The sequence below is a fragment of the Streptomyces sp. NPDC038213 genome (genome assembly GCF_055600495.1).
In genome coordinates, this window is sequence record NZ_JBVJYM010000010.1 from 41,884 (window position 1) to 58,013 (window position 16,130).

The window sequence follows — 16,130 nt, forward strand, 5'->3', positions numbered from 1 at the left end:
AACGCAGCAATCGCCCATCATCGTAGGTTTGCCGATAAAACCACAAATAGAGGCTTGAGTCCTCGTGGGAACGTCCAAGGTCCCGGCTCCGCGGCAGCCGTGGCCGATACTGGACGCGTTATGGAAATCCTCATCCTTGCTGTAGTCATCGCCCTGGTCGCGGTCGGCGCGATCAGCGGGCTCGTGATCAGCGGCCGCAAGAAGAAGCAGCTGCCGCCCACGGCGCCGTCGAGCACGCCGACCATCACTGCCCCGCCCGCCGAACCGCGTGTGGGGGAGGACGCCGCACCGACGGCGGAAGAGCCCCGCCGCACGATCGAGGAGGTCGGCCTCCCCGAGGCGGAGGCGGGCGCGCCCGCCGCCGAGGCCCCCGCCGGGAGCATCGAGGGCGCAGCCCCCGCCGCCCCCGAGATCGAGGTGCCCGAGCCCACCGCCGGCCGCCTCGTGCGGCTGCGCGCCCGCCTCGCCCGCTCCCAGAACTCCCTCGGGAAGGGCCTGCTCACGCTGCTCTCCCGCGAGCACCTGGACGAGGACACCTGGGAGGAGATCGAGGAGACGCTGCTGACCGCGGACGTCGGCGTCGCCCCCACCCAGGAGCTGGTCGACCGCCTCCGCGAGCGCGTGAAGGTGCTCGGCACCCGCACCCCCGAGGACCTGCGGGCCCTGCTCCGCGAGGAGCTCGTCGCCCTCATCGGCCCCGACACGGACCGCGAGGTCAAGACCGAGGGCGGCGCCGAGACCCCGGGCGTCGTCATGGTCGTCGGCGTCAACGGCACCGGCAAGACCACCACCACCGGCAAGCTCGCCCGCGTCCTCGTCGCGGACGGCCGCAGCGTGGTCCTCGGCGCCGCCGACACCTTCCGCGCCGCCGCCGCCGACCAGCTGCAGACCTGGGGCGAGCGGGTGGGCGCCCGTACCGTCCGCGGACCCGAGGGCGGGGACCCGGCCTCGATCGCGTACGACGCCGTCAAGGAGGGCATCGCCGAGGGGGCCGACGTGGTCCTCATCGACACCGCCGGGCGGCTGCACACCAAGACCGGCCTCATGGACGAGCTCGGCAAGGTCAAGCGCGTCGTGGAGAAGCACGGCCCGCTCGACGAGGTCCTGCTCGTCCTCGACGCCACCACCGGCCAGAACGGCCTGGTCCAGGCCCGGGTCTTCGCCGAGGTCGTGGACATCACCGGCATCGTCCTCACCAAGCTCGACGGCACCGCCAAGGGCGGCATCGTCATCGCCGTCCAGCGCGAGCTCGGCGTCCCCGTCAAGCTCGTCGGCCTCGGCGAGGGCGCGGACGACCTCGCGCCCTTCGAGCCGGGCGCCTTCGTCGACGCGCTCATCGGCGACTGATACGCGGGACTGACTTCCGCCCCCGCAATCCGTACGGGAGGGGCCCGGCGACACCGGTCGCCGGGCCCCTCCCGCATGGCCGCGGTGCTGTACGCGCCCTACAGCTGGAAGCGGTGGCAGATGTACGCCAGGGTGCCGAGGAGCAGTCGCGCCTGCGGCGGCCCGCCCGCCGCCTCCAGGGCCGGCGGGCGCAGCCACTGCACCGGCCCCAGCCCGCCCAGGTCCGACGGCGGTGCGGTCACGAACGCGCCCGCGCCCAGCGCCCGCAGGTCGAGGTCGGCGTCGTCCCAGCCCATCCGGTAGAGCAGCTGCGGCAGTTCGGCCGCCGCCCCCGGGGCCACGAAGAACTGGGCCCGCCCGGCCGGAGTGACCGTCACCGGCCCCAGCGGCAGCCCCATCCGCTCCATCCGCACCAGCGCCCGCCGCCCGGCCTCCTCCGCCACCTCGATGACGTCGAAGGACCGGCCCGCCGGCAGCAGCACGGCGGCCCCGGGGAACTCGCCCCAGGCCTCGGTCACCTCGTCCAGCGTGGCCCCCGCCGGCACCCCGGCGCCGAAGGCCAGCGGGTGCGCACCCGGCGCGGCGCACTGCGGATCGCCGCAGGAGCAGGCCCGGGACCCGGCCGCGGCACGCGCCCCGGGGACCACGTCCCAGCCCCACAGGCCGGTGAACTCCGCCACCGCCGTGCACTCCGACATCCGTCCGCGGCGCCGAGAGCCGGCCCGGAACTCCTTCGTCCCCCGGCTGCCGCCGATCGTGAAGCCCATGCCCCCTCCAACGGGTCCGACTCGCCGGTGGTTACGACGACGGAGACGGGCGGCAGCACGGCGCACTCCATCGCCGTGCGCGCCCCGGCGCACACCGGTCCATCCACTGCTGTCTTCCGGTGTCAAGTGAATCGCGCCCGGCGGGTGGGGAGTTCATTCAAAGGGGTGGCGAATGGTGGCGTTTCTGGAATCGACCTCGCGGCAGGGGTGATCGTAGGATTACTTTCGGTACACGAATCCTGGCGGAAGACGCATCCTTGGGTATGCCGGAGGCAAGGCGTATGGCGACTCCCTGCCGACGCGAGGGTGTTCCGAGGCTGAATGGATGGGGGCGTTTCCAGTGAGCGGCAGTGGCCCAATCGGTGCGAGCGAGGAGAGCGCGGCCCGCGGGCCCGCGGGCGAGCAGAGCCCGAACGAACAGCTCACCTCGTGGTTCGTGCGCAGCGGCTGGTCGAAGGGCGAGCTCGCCCGCCAGGTGAACCGCCGGGCCCGCCAGCTCGGCGCCCACCACATCAGCACCGACACCTCCCGGGTGCGGCGCTGGCTCGGCGGCGAGCAGCCCCGCGAGCCCATCCCGCGGATCCTCTCCGAGCTGTTCTCCGAGCGCTTCGGCTCCGTCGTCGCCATCGAGGACCTCGGCCTGCGCACGGCGCACCAGTCGCCCTCCGTGTCCGGCGTGGACCTGCCCTGGGCGGCCCCGCAGACGGTCTCGCTCCTCAGCGAGTTCTCCCGCAGCGACCTGATGCTCGCCCGCCGCGGCTTCCTCGGCACCTCGCTCGCCCTCTCCGCCGGCCCGGCCCTCATCGAGCCCATGCAGCGCTGGCTCGTGCCCGTCCCCGCCACCGAGCCCGGCCCCGACCTCCGGGCCCCCGGCCGCCGCCCCCGGCTCTCCGGGCCCGAGCTCGACCTCCTCGAGGCGACCACGGCCATGTTCCGCCAGTGGGACGCCCAGTGCGGCGGCGGACTGCGCCGCAAGGCCGTCGTCGGGCAGCTCCACGAGGTCACCGACCTGCTCCAGGAGCCGCACCCGGGCCCCACGATGAAGCGCCTCTTCAAGGTCGCCGCCGAACTGGCCGAACTGGCCGGGTGGATGAGCTACGACATCGGGCTGCACCCCACCGCCCAGAAGTACTTCGTCCTCGCCCTCCACGCCTCCAAGGAGGCCGGGGACAAGCCCCTGGGCTCGTACATCCTCTCCAACATGAGCCGCCAGATGATCCACCTCGGCCGCCCCGAGGACGCCCTGGAGCTCATCCACCTGGCCCAGTACGGCAGCCGCGACTGCGCCGGGCCGCGCACGCAGGCGATGCTGTATGCGATGGAGGCCCGCGCCTACGCCAACATGGGCCAGCCCAGCCGCTGCAAGCGGGCCGTGCGCATGGCCGAGGACACCTTCGCGGACGCGGCCCTCGGCGGCGAGCCGGAGCCCGACTGGATCCGCTTCTTCTCCGAGGCCGAGCTGAACGGCGAGAACAGCCACTCCTTCCGCGACCTCGCCTACGTCGCCGGCCGCAGCCCCACGTACGCGGCCCTCGCCGAGCCCGTCATGCAGAAGGCCGTCGACCTCTTCGCCAAGGACGAGGAGCACCAGCGCTCGTACGCCCTCAACCTCATCGGGATGGCCACGGTCCACCTGCTCCGCCGCGAGCCCGAGCAGGCCACCGCCTTCGCGGAGCGGGCCCTGCCCGTGGCCAGGAAGGTGCGCTCCGAGCGGGTGAACACCCGGCTCCGCAAGACCGTGGACACCGCCGCCCGCGAGTTCGGCGACGTAGCCGAGGTGGTCCGGCTCACCGACCGGATCGCCGCCCAGCTCCCCGAGTCCGCCGAGGCCGTCTGAGGCCCCCCGACCGGACCGGGCAGGGACCCCGGCCGCGGCAGCCACCCACCGGAGACCGGACTCGGCTCCCCCTTGTCAGTCACCCGGGTGCTGCCGCGGCCGGCTCTTGTGCGCGTTCATGGGCGCGTAACACGCCCGACCTCTTCGTCACCGCCGCGAAACATCGTGCGGCACCGCCGGAAACCGGCCTGCGCGAATCTCATGGCTCATAACCGGCCAGCCCGCCGGACGGCCGATCCGCCAGGCCGTAGCAGCCCCAGCGCCGTACGCGCCGTACGCCTTGCGCCGCTCAGGTTTCCCACGATCGCCCGCACGCGAACGTACCGACGACGAGGAGACGCCGATGGCACCAGCCATCACGACCCTGGCCGCAGACGCCCCCGAGCTGTCTGCCGCCAACACCGGGTTCATGCTCATCTGCTCCGCCCTGGTCATGCTGATGACCCCGGGCCTCGCCTTCTTCTACGGCGGGATGGTCCGCGTCAAGAGCAGCCTCAACATGCTCATGATGAGCTTCATCAGCCTCGGGATCGTCACGGTCCTGTGGGTGCTCTACGGCTTCAGCCTCGCCTTCGGAACCGACTCCGGCTCCCTCATCGGCTGGTCCTCCGAGTACGTCGGCCTCAGCGGGATCGGCCTGACCGAGCTGTGGGACGGCTACACCATCCCCGTCTACGTCTTCGCCGTCTTCCAGCTGATGTTCGCGGTCATCACCCCCGCCCTGATCAGCGGCGCCCTCGCCGACCGGGTCAAGTTCACCGCCTGGGCCCTGTTCGTCGCCCTGTGGGCCACCCTCGTCTACTTCCCCGTCGCCCACTGGGTCTGGGGCGCCGGCGGCTGGCTCTTCGAGATGGGCGTCATCGACTTCGCGGGCGGCACCGCCGTCCACATCAACGCGGGCGCCGCCGCCCTCGGCGTCATCCTCGTCATCGGCAAGCGCGTCGGCTTCAAGAAGGACCCGATGCGCCCGCACAGCCTGCCGCTGGTCATGCTCGGCGCGGGCCTGCTGTGGTTCGGCTGGTTCGGCTTCAACGCCGGCTCCTGGCTCGGCAACGACGACGGCGTCGGCGCCGTCATGTTCGTCAACACCCAGGTCGCCACCGCGGCCGCCATGCTCGCCTGGCTCGCGTACGAGAAGATCCGCCACGGCGCCTGCACCACCCTCGGCGCGGCCTCCGGCGCCGTCGCCGGACTCGTCGCCATCACCCCCGCAGGCGGCTCCTGCTCCCCGCTCGGGGCCATCGCCATCGGCGCCGTCGCGGGCGTGGTCTGCGCCATGGCCGTGGGCCTGAAGTACAAGTTCGGCTACGACGACTCCCTCGACGTGGTCGGCGTCCACCTCGTCGGCGGCATCCTCGGCTCCCTCCTCGTCGGCTTCTTCGCCACCGGAGGCGTCCAGTCCGAGGCCAAGGGCCTCTTCTACGGAGGCGGCCTCGAACAGCTCGGCAAGCAGGCCGTCGGCGTCTTCGCCGTCCTCGCCTACTCTCTGATCGCGTCCGCGGTGCTCGCCCTCCTCCTCGACAAGACGATCGGGATGCGGGTCTCCGAGGACGAGGAGGTCTCCGGCATCGACCAGGTCGAACACGCCGAGACCGCCTACGACTTCAGCGGAGCCGGCGGCGGCGCCCCCACCCGGAGCAGCGCCGTCCACGCCCCCGCCGCGCAGACCAAGGACGCCAAGAAGGTGGACGCATGAAGCTCATCACCGCGATCGTGAAGCCCCACAAGCTGGACGAGATCAAGGAGGCCCTCCAGGCCTTCGGGGTCCAGGGGCTCACGGTCACCGAGGCCAGCGGGTACGGGCGCCAGCGCGGCCACACCGAGGTCTACCGGGGCGCCGAGTACACCGTCGACCTCGTCCCCAAGATCCGCATCGAGGTCCTGGCCGACGACGAGGACGCCGCCGACGTCATGGACGTCATCGTCAAGACCGCCAAGACCGGCAAGATCGGCGACGGCAAGGTGTGGAGCGTATCCGTCGACACCGTCGTCCGCGTCCGCACCGGCGAACGCGGCGCGGAAGCCCTCTGAGACACGGGAGCCCCGGGTGACGAGCGTCGAAGACACCACCGGCACGAGCGGCCCGGCACCCGGCGGCTACGCCGCGGCCCGGCTGCGGCTCCTCCAGGAGGAGCCGCAGTCCGGGCCCGCGCGGCGTTCCGCCCTCGCCGCCCTCACCGACGGCTGGCTGGCCGCCCTGTTCGCGGCCGCAGCCCGGGAGACCGGCGTACGGGGCGCGGCCCTCGTCGCCACCGGCGGCTACGGCCGCGCAGAACTCTCCCCCCGCAGCGACCTCGACCTGCTGCTGCTCCACGACGGCAAGGCCGCCCCGGCCGCGCTCTCCGCGCTCGCCGACCGCCTCTGGTACCCGGTCTGGGACCTGGGCCTCGCCCTCGACCACTCCGTACGCACCCCCGCCGAAGCCCGCCGCACCGCCGGCGAGGACCTCAAGGTCCACCTCGGGCTCCTCGACGCCCGCGCCGTCGCCGGAGACCGCGGCATGGTCGCCGGACTGCGCACCTCCGTCCTCGCCGACTGGCGCAACCAGGCCCCCCGCCGGCTCCCCGAACTGCACGCGATGTGCCGCGAGCGCGCCGAGCGCGCGGGCGAGCTCCGCTTCCTCCTCGAACCCGACCTCAAGGAGGCCCGCGGCGGCCTGCGCGACGTCACCGCCCTGCGCGCCGTCGCCGCCTCCTGGCTCGCCGACGCCCCCCGCGAAGGCCTCGCCCAGGCCCGCCGGCGCCTCCTCGACACCCGCGACACCCTCCACCTCGTCACCGGCCGGGCCGGCGACCGCCTCTCCCTCCAGGAGCAGGCCCAGGTCGCCGAGGGCCTCGACCTGCCCGACGCCGACGCCCTGCTGCGGCAGGTCTACGAGGCCGCCCGCGTGGTCGCGTACGCCGGGGACGTCACCTGGCGCGAGGTCGGCCGGGTCCTGCGGGCCCGCTCGGCCCGCCCCCGGCTGCGCGGACTGCTCGGCACCCGGGCCGTGCCCGCCGAACGCGCCCCGCTCGCCGAGGGCGTGGTCGAACAGGACGGCGAGGCCGTCCTCGCGCTGGCCGCCCGGCCCGAACGCGACCCCGTCCTCCCGCTGCGCCTCGCCGCCGCCGCGGCCCAGGCCGGACTGCCCGTCTCCCCCCACGCCGTGCGCCGGCTCGCCGCCCAGGGCGGGCCGCTGCCCGTGCCCTGGCCCGCCGAGGCCCGCGAACAGCTCGTCACCCTGCTCGGCGCCGGCGAACCCACCGTCGCCGTCTGGGAGGCCATGGAGGCCGAGGGCCTCATCACCCGCCTCCTGCCCGACTGGGAGCGGGTCCGCTGCCGCCCCCAGCGCAACCCCGTCCACACCTGGACCGTCGACCGCCACCTCGTCGAGACCGCCGTCCGCGCCGCCGCCCTCACCCGCCGCGTCGGCCGCCCCGACCTGCTCCTGACCGCCGCCCTGCTCCACGACATCGGCAAGGGCTGGCCCGGCGACCACTCCGTCGCCGGGGAGACCATCGCCCGCGACACGGCCGCCCGGATGGGCTTCGAGCCCGCCGACACGGCCGTCCTCGCCACCCTCGTGCGCCACCACCTCCTGCTCATCGACACCGCCACCCGCCGCGACCTCGACGACCCCGCCACCGTCCGCACGGTCGCCGACGCCGTGGGCTCCACCGGCACCCTGGAGCTCCTGCACGCCCTCACCGAGGCCGACGCCCTCGCCACCGGGCCCGCCGCGTGGAGCGCCTGGCGCGGCTCCCTCGTCGCCGACCTGGTCCGGCGGGCCGCCGCCCTCCTCGGCGGGGCCCCGGCACCCCCGCAGGCCCCGCCCGCCCCCTCCGCCGAACAGGAGCGGCTCGCCGTCGAGGCCCTGCGCACCGGCGAACCCGTCCTGTCCCTGCACGCCCGCACCGAGTCCGGGACCGAGTCCGGGACCGGGTCCGACGGCGGGGAGGACGGCGCCGGGGAGGTCGGCGTCGAGCTGATCGTCGCCGTACCCGACCAGCCCGGCGTGCTGCCCGCCGCCGCCGGGGTGCTCGCCCTGCACCGGCTCACCGTCCGCGCCGCCGACCTGCGCACCCTCGAACTCCCCGGCCCGCTGGGCGAGGTGCTGGTCCTGCGCTGGCGGGTCGCCGCCGAGTACGGCTCGCTGCCCCAGGCCGCCCGGCTCCGCGCGGACCTGGTCCGGGCCCTGGACGGTTCCCTCGACGTACCGGCGAAACTGGCCGCGCGCGAGGCGGCCTACCCCCGCCGGCGCGGGGTGGTCCCGCCGCCGCCCCGGGTGTCCGTGGTCCCCGACGTCTCCTCCCTGGCCACCGTCCTGGAGGTGCGCGCCCCCGACGCCGTCGGCCTCCTGCACCGCATCGGCCGGGCCCTGGAGGACGCCGGCGTACGCGTCCGCAGCGCCCACGTCTCCACCCTCGGCGCCAACGCCGTCGACTCCCTCTACGTCACCGACACCGACGGCAAGGCCCTCGCCCCGGACACCGCCGCGGACCTGGCCGCGGCGGTGGCGCGGGCCCTCGGCTGAGCACCGGCGCGGGGCCCGGCCGCTCCATGGGGCGGCCGGGCCCTATCCGTCGGCCGGGCCGGATACCCTGGAGGGCGACCACACGCCCCCGACCTGAGGAACCGCGACCATCGTGTTCGATACGCTTTCCGACCGCCTTGCCTCGACTTTCAAGAGCCTGCGCGGCAAGGGCCGCCTGAGCGAGGCCGACATCGACGCGGCCGCGCGGGAAATCCGTATCGCGCTCCTCGAAGCCGATGTCGCCCTCCCCGTGGTCCGCGCGTTCATCAAGAACGTCAAGGAGCGCGCCCTGGGGGCGGAGGTCTCCAAGGCCCTCAACCCGGGCCAGCAGGTCCTCAAGATCGTCAACGACGAGCTCGTCGGCATCCTCGGCGGCGAGACCCGGCGCCTGCGCTTCGCCAAGACCGCGCCGACCGTCATCATGCTCGCCGGCCTCCAGGGCGCCGGTAAGACCACCCTCGCCGGAAAGCTCGGCCTCTGGCTCAAGGGCCAGGGCCACGCCCCGCTGCTGGTCGCCTGCGACCTCCAGCGCCCCAACGCCGTCAACCAGCTCTCGGTCGTCGCCGAGCGCGCGGGCGTCGGCGTGTACGCCCCCCAGCCGGGCAACGGGGTCGGCGACCCGGTCCAGGTCGCCAAGGACTCCGTCGAGTACGCCCGTACGAAGCAGTACGACATCGTCATCGTCGACACCGCCGGCCGCCTCGGCATCGACGCCGAGCTGATGCAGCAGGCCGCGGACATCCGCGACGCCGTCAGCCCCGACGAGATCCTCTTCGTCGTCGACGCCATGATCGGCCAGGACGCGGTCAACACCGCCGAGGCCTTCCGCGACGGCGTCGGCTTCGACGGCGTCGTGCTCTCCAAGCTCGACGGCGACGCCCGCGGCGGCGCCGCGCTCTCCATCGCGCACGTCACCGGCAAGCAGATCATGTTCGCCTCGAACGGCGAGAAGCTCGACGAGTTCGACGCCTTCCACCCGGACCGCATGGCCGGCCGGATCCTCGACATGGGCGACATGCTCACCCTGATCGAGCAGGCCGAGAAGACCTTCTCGCAGGCCGAGGCCGAGAAGATGGCGGCCAAGCTCGCCAAGGGCCCCAAGGAGTTCACGCTCGACGACTTCCTGGCCCAGATGGAGCAGGTCCGCAAGATGGGCTCCATCTCCAAGCTGCTCGGCATGCTGCCGGGCATGGGCCAGATCAAGGACCAGATCAACAACATCGACGAGCGGGACGTCGACCGCACCGCCGCCATCATCAAGTCGATGACCCCGGCCGAGCGCCAGGACCCCACGATCATCAACGGCTCCCGCCGCGCCCGCATCGCCAAGGGCTCCGGCGTCGAGGTCAGCGCCGTCAAGAGCCTGGTCGAGCGGTTCTTCGAGGCCCGCAAGATGATGTCCCGCATGGCCCAGGGCGGCGGGATGCCCGGTATGCCCGGCATCCCGGGCATGGGCGGCGGCCCCGGCCGGCAGAAGAAGCAGATCAAGCAGGCCAAGGGCAAGCGCAAGAGCGGCAACCCGATGAAGCGCAAGGCGGACGAGGCCGCGGCCGCCGCCCGCAAGGAGCAGGGCGGCGCCCCGGCCCTGCCCCCCGGCGGCGCCTTCGGGCTGCCGGGCGGTGCTCCCGGCGACGACTTCGAGCTGCCGGACGAGTTCAAGAAGTTCATGAAGTAGCCGACAGGCTGCAGTCCGCACCGGAAGGAGGGCCCCCGCCCCGGCGGGGGCCCTCCGCCGTTCCCGGGCCCGCCGGGATCCGGGAGGGACGGCCTACGGCACGCGGCCGACGACGTACCGGAAGACGTTCGGCAGCCACACCGTGCCGTCCTCCCGCTCGTACGGCAGCAGCGCCTCCGTCAGCTCCTTCTCGGCCTGCTGCGCCTGCCCCGACTCGGCCGGGCACGGCCCGAACGCGTCCGGCCCGGCCGCCGCGTAACGCCCCGTCGACAGCAGTCCGCGCACCGCGCTGTCCATCCCGGCGTACCCGAACGGGCAGAACACCCGCCCCGAGCCGTCCGGGCGCAGCCCCGCCGAGGCCGCCAGGTCCTCCAGCCCGGACGGGGAGCAGTGCGGCGGCGGCCGCCACTCCGGCCCGAGCGCCGTCAGCGTCGCGCAGCGCTCCGGCGGCCCCCAGCCCGTCAGCACCACCGCCCCGCCCCGCCGCACCAGCGGCAGCAGCCGCCCGAGCGCGCCCGCGTCCGGAGGCGCGTCCGGAGAGAAGGCGGCCAGTACGTCGTACGGGGGACCTCCCGGTCCCGGCGGTGCCAGGGCCACGTCGAGCAGCCGCTCGCGGGCCAGGGCCAGCCGCCCCGGATCCGCCTCGGCCCCCTCGACCCGCGCACCCCGCGCCGCCCCCAGCAGCAGGGCCAGCCCGGCCCCGCAGTCCAGCCCCAGCAGCCGCGTGCCGGGGCCCACGCCGAGGCGGTCGTACACCGCCTCGTACAGCGGTACGAGCATCCGCTCCTGGATCTCCGCCCAGTCCCGGGCGGCGAGCGTCGTCATCATGGAAAAGCGCTCCTGTCCTCCTTGCCCCCGTTGCCAGAGAACTGCCGATCGGGCCCCGCGTCCAGAGGAGCGCCGGACCCGATTCACGCTCGGCCCGCCCGGCGCCGTACCATTCGCGCCATGGCAAAGGCTCCCGTTCTCACCCCCCAGGCGGAGGACTTCCCCCGCTGGTACCAGGATCTGATCAACAAGGCCGAGCTGGCCGACAACGGCCCGGTGCGCGGCACGATGGTCATCCGACCGTACGGCTACGGCCTGTGGGAGCGGATGCAGCAGGAGATGGACGCGCGCATCAAGGACGCGGGCGCCCAGAACGCGTACTTCCCGCTGTTCATCCCGCAGTCGTACCTGACGAGGGAGGCCGAGCACGTCGAGGGCTTCGCCCCCGAGCTCGCCGTCGTCACGCACGGCGGCGGCAAGGAGCTCGAAGAGCCCGTCGTCGTCCGCCCCACCTCCGAGACGATCATCAACGACTACTTCTCGAAGTGGGTGCAGAGCTACCGGGACCTGCCCCTCCTCATCAACCAGTGGGCCAACGTGGTCCGCTGGGAGATGCGCCCGCGCGTGTTCCTCCGTACGAGCGAGTTCCTCTGGCAGGAGGGCCACACGGCCCACGCCACGTACGAGGACGCCCGCGACTACGCCGCGCACATCCACCGGCACGTCTACGGCGACTTCATGACCAACGTGCTCGGCATCGACGTCGTGCTCGGCCGCAAGACCGCCAAGGAGCGCTTCGCCGGGGCCATCAACACCCTCACCCTCGAGGGCATGATGGGCGACGGCAAGGCCCTGCAGATGGGCACGAGCCACGAGCTCGGCACCAATTTCGCCAAGGCCTTCAACACCTCCTACCTGTCCAAGGAGGGCAGGCAGGAGATGGTCTGGCAGACCTCCTGGGGCGTCTCCACCCGCATGGTCGGCGGCCTGATCATGTCCCACGGCGACGACAACGGCCTGCGCGTCCCGCCGCGCCTGGCCCACGTCCAGGTCGTCGTCATGGCGATCAAGGGCGACGAGGCCGTGGCGAAGGTCCGCGAGCTGGGCGACCGCCTGAAGGCGGCCGGGATCCGCGTGCACGTGGACGACCGCGTGGACACCCCCTTCGGCCGCCGCGCCGTGGACTGGGAGCTCAAGGGCGTTCCGGTCCGCATCGAGATCGGCCCCCGCGACCTGGAGGCCGGCACCGCGATGCTGGCCCGCCGGATCCCGGGCGGCAAGGAGCCGGTGCAGATCGACTCCCTGGCCGACCTGCTGCCCAAGGTGCTCGACGAGGACCAGGCGCAGCTGCTGCGCGAGTCCCGCGAGCGCCGCGAGTCCCGCACCAGCGACGTCGCGACGATCGAGGAGGCCGCCGAGGCCGCGATCGCCGGCGGCTGGGCGCGGATCGCCTGGGACAAGCTGGGCCCCGAGGGCGAGGCCAAGCTCGGTGAGCAGGCCGTGACCGTGCGCTGCCTGGTGGCCGAGGACGGCTCGGTGCCCGAGGCGGACGACGCCCCCGGCACCCTGGCCATCGTGGCGCGCTCGTACTGACGGGCCGCCTGCGGCGGGACCGGTGTGACGGCCGTCGACTGAAGTGACGCGAGGAGATCCCCCGGGCGGAGTCCGGGGGATCTCCTGTACGTACCGACTCCTCCGGAGTTATGCGCACGCGCCCTCGTCGGCATGCATCAGTGTGAACTGACTGGTACGTGCAAAAAATTTGGAATGGCCCGGAATCGGAACACCCGGGCCCCCCGGCTCGTTGTCACGACGTGAGCACGACACCACCTGTACTCGCCGCAGAGCTGGCACAGGCGTGGGCCGACATTCAGCGGTACCACGCCGAGCTGCCCGACCTTGCCGCGCCCGAGTCATTGATCGGGGAGTCCTCGTCCGCGTGTGGCGCGGAGCTCTCCTTCGAACGGCTGCTGCACGAGGCAGTCCACGGCATCGCCGCCGCCCGCGGCGTCCGGGACACCTCCCGCGCCGGCCGCTACCACAACCGCAGATTCCTCGCGATCGCCGAGGAGATGGGCCTCGACCACTCCGACGAGCCGCACGCCAGCAGCGGCTTCTCGCTGGTCGCCCTCACCCCGGAGGCCAAGCGCCGCTACCGCCCCACCATGGAGCGCCTCCAGCGCGCCCTGAAGGCGCACACGGTCGCGACCGCCGCCGACACCAAGCGCACCTTCCGCGGACCGGCCGCCCGGCACGGCTCCTCGGGCGGCGGCGTCCGCGTCAAGGCCGTCTGCGACTGCGGGCGCAACGTGCGCGTGGTCCCCTCGGTCCTGGCGCAGGCCCCGATCGTGTGCGGAGGCTGTATGAAGCCCTTCCGCATCCCCGAGGTGGCGGTCGCCGCGGCCGCGTCCTGACCGGCCGCGGTCATGTGGCAGAATGGGCAGCTGTACTCGACAGTCGCATAGGACCCCTCTCTCCTCCGGCTGACGCGTCCATCGGGCACCCGAGTACCGCAACCCCACGTGGCATCTCATGTGCCCAACCACGTCAAGTTCAGGAGACACCACTCCAGTGGCAGTCAAGATCAAGCTCAAGCGCCTCGGCAAGATTCGCCAGCCGCACTACCGCATCGTCGTCGCCGACGCCCGTACCCGTCGGGACGGCCGTGCGATCGAAGAGATCGGTATCTACCACCCGACGTACAACCCGTCGCGCATCGAGGTCGACGGTGAGCGCGCGCAGTACTGGCTGTCGGTCGGCGCCCAGCCCACCGAGGCCGTGCTCGCCATCCTGAAGCTCACCGGTGACTGGCAGGCCCACAAGGGCCTCCCGGCCCCCGCGCCGCTGCTGCAGCCGGCGACGAAGGAAGACAAGCGTCGCTCCTTCGACGAGTTCGCGAAGACCCTGGAGGGTGGCGACGCCAAGGGCGAGGCCATCACCCAGAAGAAGAAGGCTGAGAAGAAGGCGGACGAGGCCGAGGCCGCCGCCGAGTCGACCGAGGCCTGAGCATGCTCGAGGAGGCTCTCGAGCACCTCGTGAAGGGCATCGTCGACAACCCCGACGACGTGCAGGTCGCCTCGCGCAATCTGCGTCGCGGGCGCGTGCTGGAGGTCCGGGTCCACCCCGACGACCTCGGCAAGGTGATCGGCCGCAACGGCCGCACCGCGCGTGCCCTGCGGACCGTCGTGGGCGCCATCGGCGGCCGCGGCATCCGCGTCGACCTCGTCGACGTGGACCAGGTCCGCTGAGAAACGAGTCACCGGCACGGGCCGGGGAGGGCTTCGCAGCCCGCCCCGGCCCGTCGTCGTACCGACAGGAGAAGGAACAGTGCAGCTGGTAGTCGCCCGGGTCGGCCGCGCGCACGGCATCAAGGGTGAGGTCACCGTCGAGGTGCGGACCGACGAGCCGGAGCTGCGGCTCGGGCCCGGCGCCGTACTCGCCACCGAACCGGCCTCGGCCGGGCCGCTGACGGTCGAGACCGGCCGGGTCCACAGCGGCCGGCTGCTGATCCGGTTCGCGGGGGTCAAGGACCGCACCGCCGCCGAGGCGCTGCGCAACACCCTCCTCATCGCCGAGGTGGACCCCTCGGAACTCCCCGAGGACCCCGACGAGTACTACGACCACCAGCTGATCGACCTCGACGTGGTCCTCGCCGACGGCACCGAGATCGGCCGGATCACCGAGATCTCGCACCTGCCCTCGCAGGACCTCTTCATCGTGGAGCGCCCCGACGGCAGTGAGGTCATGATCCCCTTCGTCGAGGAGATCGTCACCGAGATCGACCTGGAGGAGCAGCGGGCCGTCATCGACCCGCCGCCCGGCCTGATCGACGACCGCGCGGAGGTCGCGTCGGCCCGGGACGCCGGGGAAGGCTCCTGATGCGCCTCGACGTGGCGACGATCTTCCCCGAGTACCTCGAACCGCTGAACGTCTCCCTGGTCGGCAAGGCCCGGGCCCGCGGACAGCTCGACGTACACGTCCACGACCTGCGGGAATGGACCTACGACCGGCACAACACCGTCGACGACACCCCGTACGGCGGCGGCCCCGGCATGGTCATGAAGACCGAGCCCTGGGGCGACTGCCTGGACGAGCTCCTCGCCGCCGGGTACGAGGCCGGGGCGTACGGCCCCGCCCTGGTGGTCCCCACCCCCAGCGGCCGGCCCTTCACCCAGGAGCTCGCCGTCGAGCTCTCCGAGCGGCCCTGGCTGGTCTTCACCCCCGCGCGCTACGAGGGCATCGACCGCCGCGTCATCGACGAGTACGCCACCCGCATGCCCGTCTACGAGGTCTCCATCGGCGACTACGTGCTCGCCGGCGGCGAGGCCGCGGTCCTCGTGGTCACCGAGGCCGTGGCCCGGCTGCTGCCCGGGGTCCTCGGCAACGCCGAATCCCACCGGGACGACTCCTTCGCCCCCGGCGAGATGGCCAACCTCCTCGAGGGCCCCGTCTACACCAAGCCCCCGCAGTGGCGCGGCCGCGGCATCCCCGAGGTGCTGCTGAGCGGCCACCACGGCAGGATCGCCCGCTGGCGCCGGGACGAGGCCTTCGCCCGTACCGCCGCCAACCGCCCCGACCTGATCGAGCGGACCCCCGCCGCCGCCTTCGACAAGAAGGACCGCGAAACGCTCAGCCTGCTGGGCTGGTCCCCGGAGCCCGGCGGGCGATTTTGGCGCGGGCCGCAGGCCGTGGAAGAATAGGCGGCTGCTGTACGCCCGCGTGCGCCCCTGCCACAGGGGGACCGTCGCCCGACGGACGGGACAGCACCCGAAAACCCCACGAAAACCTGCTCGGCGACCTGTGGCGTCGTGCAAAGAAAGCAGACGAGAACATGTCTTCTCTCCTGGACAGCGTCAACTCCGCGTCGCTGCGCTCGGACGTCCCGGCCTTCCGCCCGGGTGACACGGTCAACGTGCACGTCCGCGTCATCGAGGGCAACCGCTCCCGTATCCAGCAGTTCAAGGGCGTCGTGATCCGTCGCCAGGGCTCCGGCGTCTCCGAGACCTTCACCGTCCGCAAGGTCTCCTTCTCCGTCGGCGTCGAGCGCACCTTCCCGGTGAACTCCCCGATCTTCGAGAAGATCGAGCTGGTCACCCGCGGTGACGTCCGCCGCGCCAAGCTGTACTACCTCCGTGAGCTCCGCGGCAAGGCCGCGAAGATCAAGGAGAAGCGCGACAACTGATCTCGCCTCCGGGTCCCGGGGGTGGCCGGATAGGCTCCCTC

The 16,130-nt window shown here is 72.9% G+C and carries 15 protein-coding genes; 13 read left to right on the forward strand and 2 right to left on the reverse strand.

Annotation, left to right across the window (positions count from 1 at the left end):
• Positions 1-120 precede the first annotated feature (120 nt).
• Positions 121-1,347, forward strand: a complete 1,227-nt coding sequence (gene ftsY, locus ACZ7JZ_RS16890) for a signal recognition particle-docking protein FtsY (RefSeq protein ID WP_470939304.1) — start codon at positions 121-123, stop codon at positions 1,345-1,347.
• A gap of 98 nt (positions 1,348-1,445) precedes the next feature.
• Here the strand turns inward: ftsY and ACZ7JZ_RS16895 are convergent, their stop codons facing one another.
• Positions 1,446-2,114, reverse strand: coding sequence for a bifunctional DNA primase/polymerase (locus ACZ7JZ_RS16895; protein ID WP_470939307.1), 669 nt, complete (start codon positions 2,112-2,114; stop codon positions 1,446-1,448).
• Between the two features lie 340 nt (positions 2,115-2,454).
• Here ACZ7JZ_RS16895 and nsdA point away from each other — a divergent pair, with 340 nt between their 5' ends.
• The 5 genes from nsdA (at position 2,455) to ffh (ending at position 10,139) form a co-directional block, all read left to right on the forward strand.
• Positions 2,455-3,951 (forward strand): transcriptional repressor NsdA, encoded by a 1,497-nt coding sequence (nsdA, locus tag ACZ7JZ_RS16900; protein ID WP_470939310.1) that lies wholly within the window; start codon positions 2,455-2,457, stop codon positions 3,949-3,951.
• A 343-nt stretch (positions 3,952-4,294) separates the two neighbouring features.
• Complete coding sequence (locus ACZ7JZ_RS16905) at positions 4,295-5,647, forward strand: ammonium transporter (RefSeq protein WP_470939313.1); 1,353 nt, start codon at positions 4,295-4,297, stop codon at positions 5,645-5,647.
• Complete coding sequence (locus ACZ7JZ_RS16910; RefSeq protein WP_470939316.1) at positions 5,644-5,982, forward strand: P-II family nitrogen regulator; 339 nt, start codon at positions 5,644-5,646, stop codon at positions 5,980-5,982. Before ACZ7JZ_RS16905 ends, ACZ7JZ_RS16910 begins: the two co-directional genes overlap by 4 nt.
• Positions 5,983-5,998: 16 nt before the next feature.
• Positions 5,999-8,464 (forward strand): [protein-PII] uridylyltransferase, encoded by a 2,466-nt coding sequence (locus tag ACZ7JZ_RS16915; protein WP_470939319.1) that lies wholly within the window; start codon positions 5,999-6,001, stop codon positions 8,462-8,464.
• A gap of 112 nt (positions 8,465-8,576) precedes the next feature.
• Entirely contained in the window at positions 8,577-10,139 is a 1,563-nt protein-coding gene (gene ffh, locus ACZ7JZ_RS16920; RefSeq protein WP_470939321.1) for a signal recognition particle protein, read from the forward strand.
• Between the two features lie 93 nt (positions 10,140-10,232).
• Here ffh and ACZ7JZ_RS16925 read toward each other — a convergent pair whose 3' ends face one another.
• Positions 10,233-10,967, reverse strand: coding sequence for a methyltransferase type 11 (locus ACZ7JZ_RS16925; protein ID WP_470939324.1), 735 nt, complete (start codon positions 10,965-10,967; stop codon positions 10,233-10,235).
• A gap of 120 nt (positions 10,968-11,087) precedes the next feature.
• On the opposite strand from ACZ7JZ_RS16925, the gene proS reads away from it, so the two are divergent.
• The 7 genes from proS to rplS all read left to right on the forward strand — a co-directional run bounded on the left by proS (position 11,088) and on the right by rplS (position 16,089).
• The gene (gene proS / locus ACZ7JZ_RS16930) at positions 11,088-12,500 is read left to right on the forward strand and encodes a proline--tRNA ligase (protein ID WP_470939327.1); all 1,413 of its coding nucleotides are present in this window, start codon (positions 11,088-11,090) and stop codon (positions 12,498-12,500) included.
• A gap of 221 nt (positions 12,501-12,721) precedes the next feature.
• A complete protein-coding gene (locus ACZ7JZ_RS16935; protein WP_470939330.1) occupies positions 12,722-13,321 on the forward strand; it encodes a hypothetical protein in 600 nt (199 codons plus the stop codon).
• 157 nt (positions 13,322-13,478) lie between these two features.
• Entirely contained in the window at positions 13,479-13,913 is a 435-nt protein-coding gene (gene rpsP / locus ACZ7JZ_RS16940) for a 30S ribosomal protein S16 (protein ID WP_470939332.1), read from the forward strand.
• A 2-nt stretch (positions 13,914-13,915) separates the two neighbouring features.
• Complete coding sequence (locus ACZ7JZ_RS16945) at positions 13,916-14,155, forward strand: RNA-binding protein (protein ID WP_005311361.1); 240 nt, start codon at positions 13,916-13,918, stop codon at positions 14,153-14,155.
• Positions 14,156-14,234: 79 nt separating this feature from the next.
• On the forward strand, positions 14,235-14,786 hold the full coding sequence (gene rimM, locus ACZ7JZ_RS16950; protein WP_470939335.1) for a ribosome maturation factor RimM: 552 nt from the start codon (positions 14,235-14,237) through the stop codon (positions 14,784-14,786).
• Positions 14,786-15,607, forward strand: a complete 822-nt coding sequence (trmD, locus tag ACZ7JZ_RS16955) for a tRNA (guanosine(37)-N1)-methyltransferase TrmD (protein WP_470939337.1) — start codon at positions 14,786-14,788, stop codon at positions 15,605-15,607. Before rimM ends, trmD begins: the two co-directional genes overlap by 1 nt.
• Before the next feature lie 131 nt (positions 15,608-15,738).
• The gene (rplS, locus tag ACZ7JZ_RS16960; protein WP_470939340.1) at positions 15,739-16,089 is read left to right on the forward strand and encodes a 50S ribosomal protein L19; all 351 of its coding nucleotides are present in this window, start codon (positions 15,739-15,741) and stop codon (positions 16,087-16,089) included.
• The last annotated feature ends 41 nt before the right edge of the window (positions 16,090-16,130 follow it).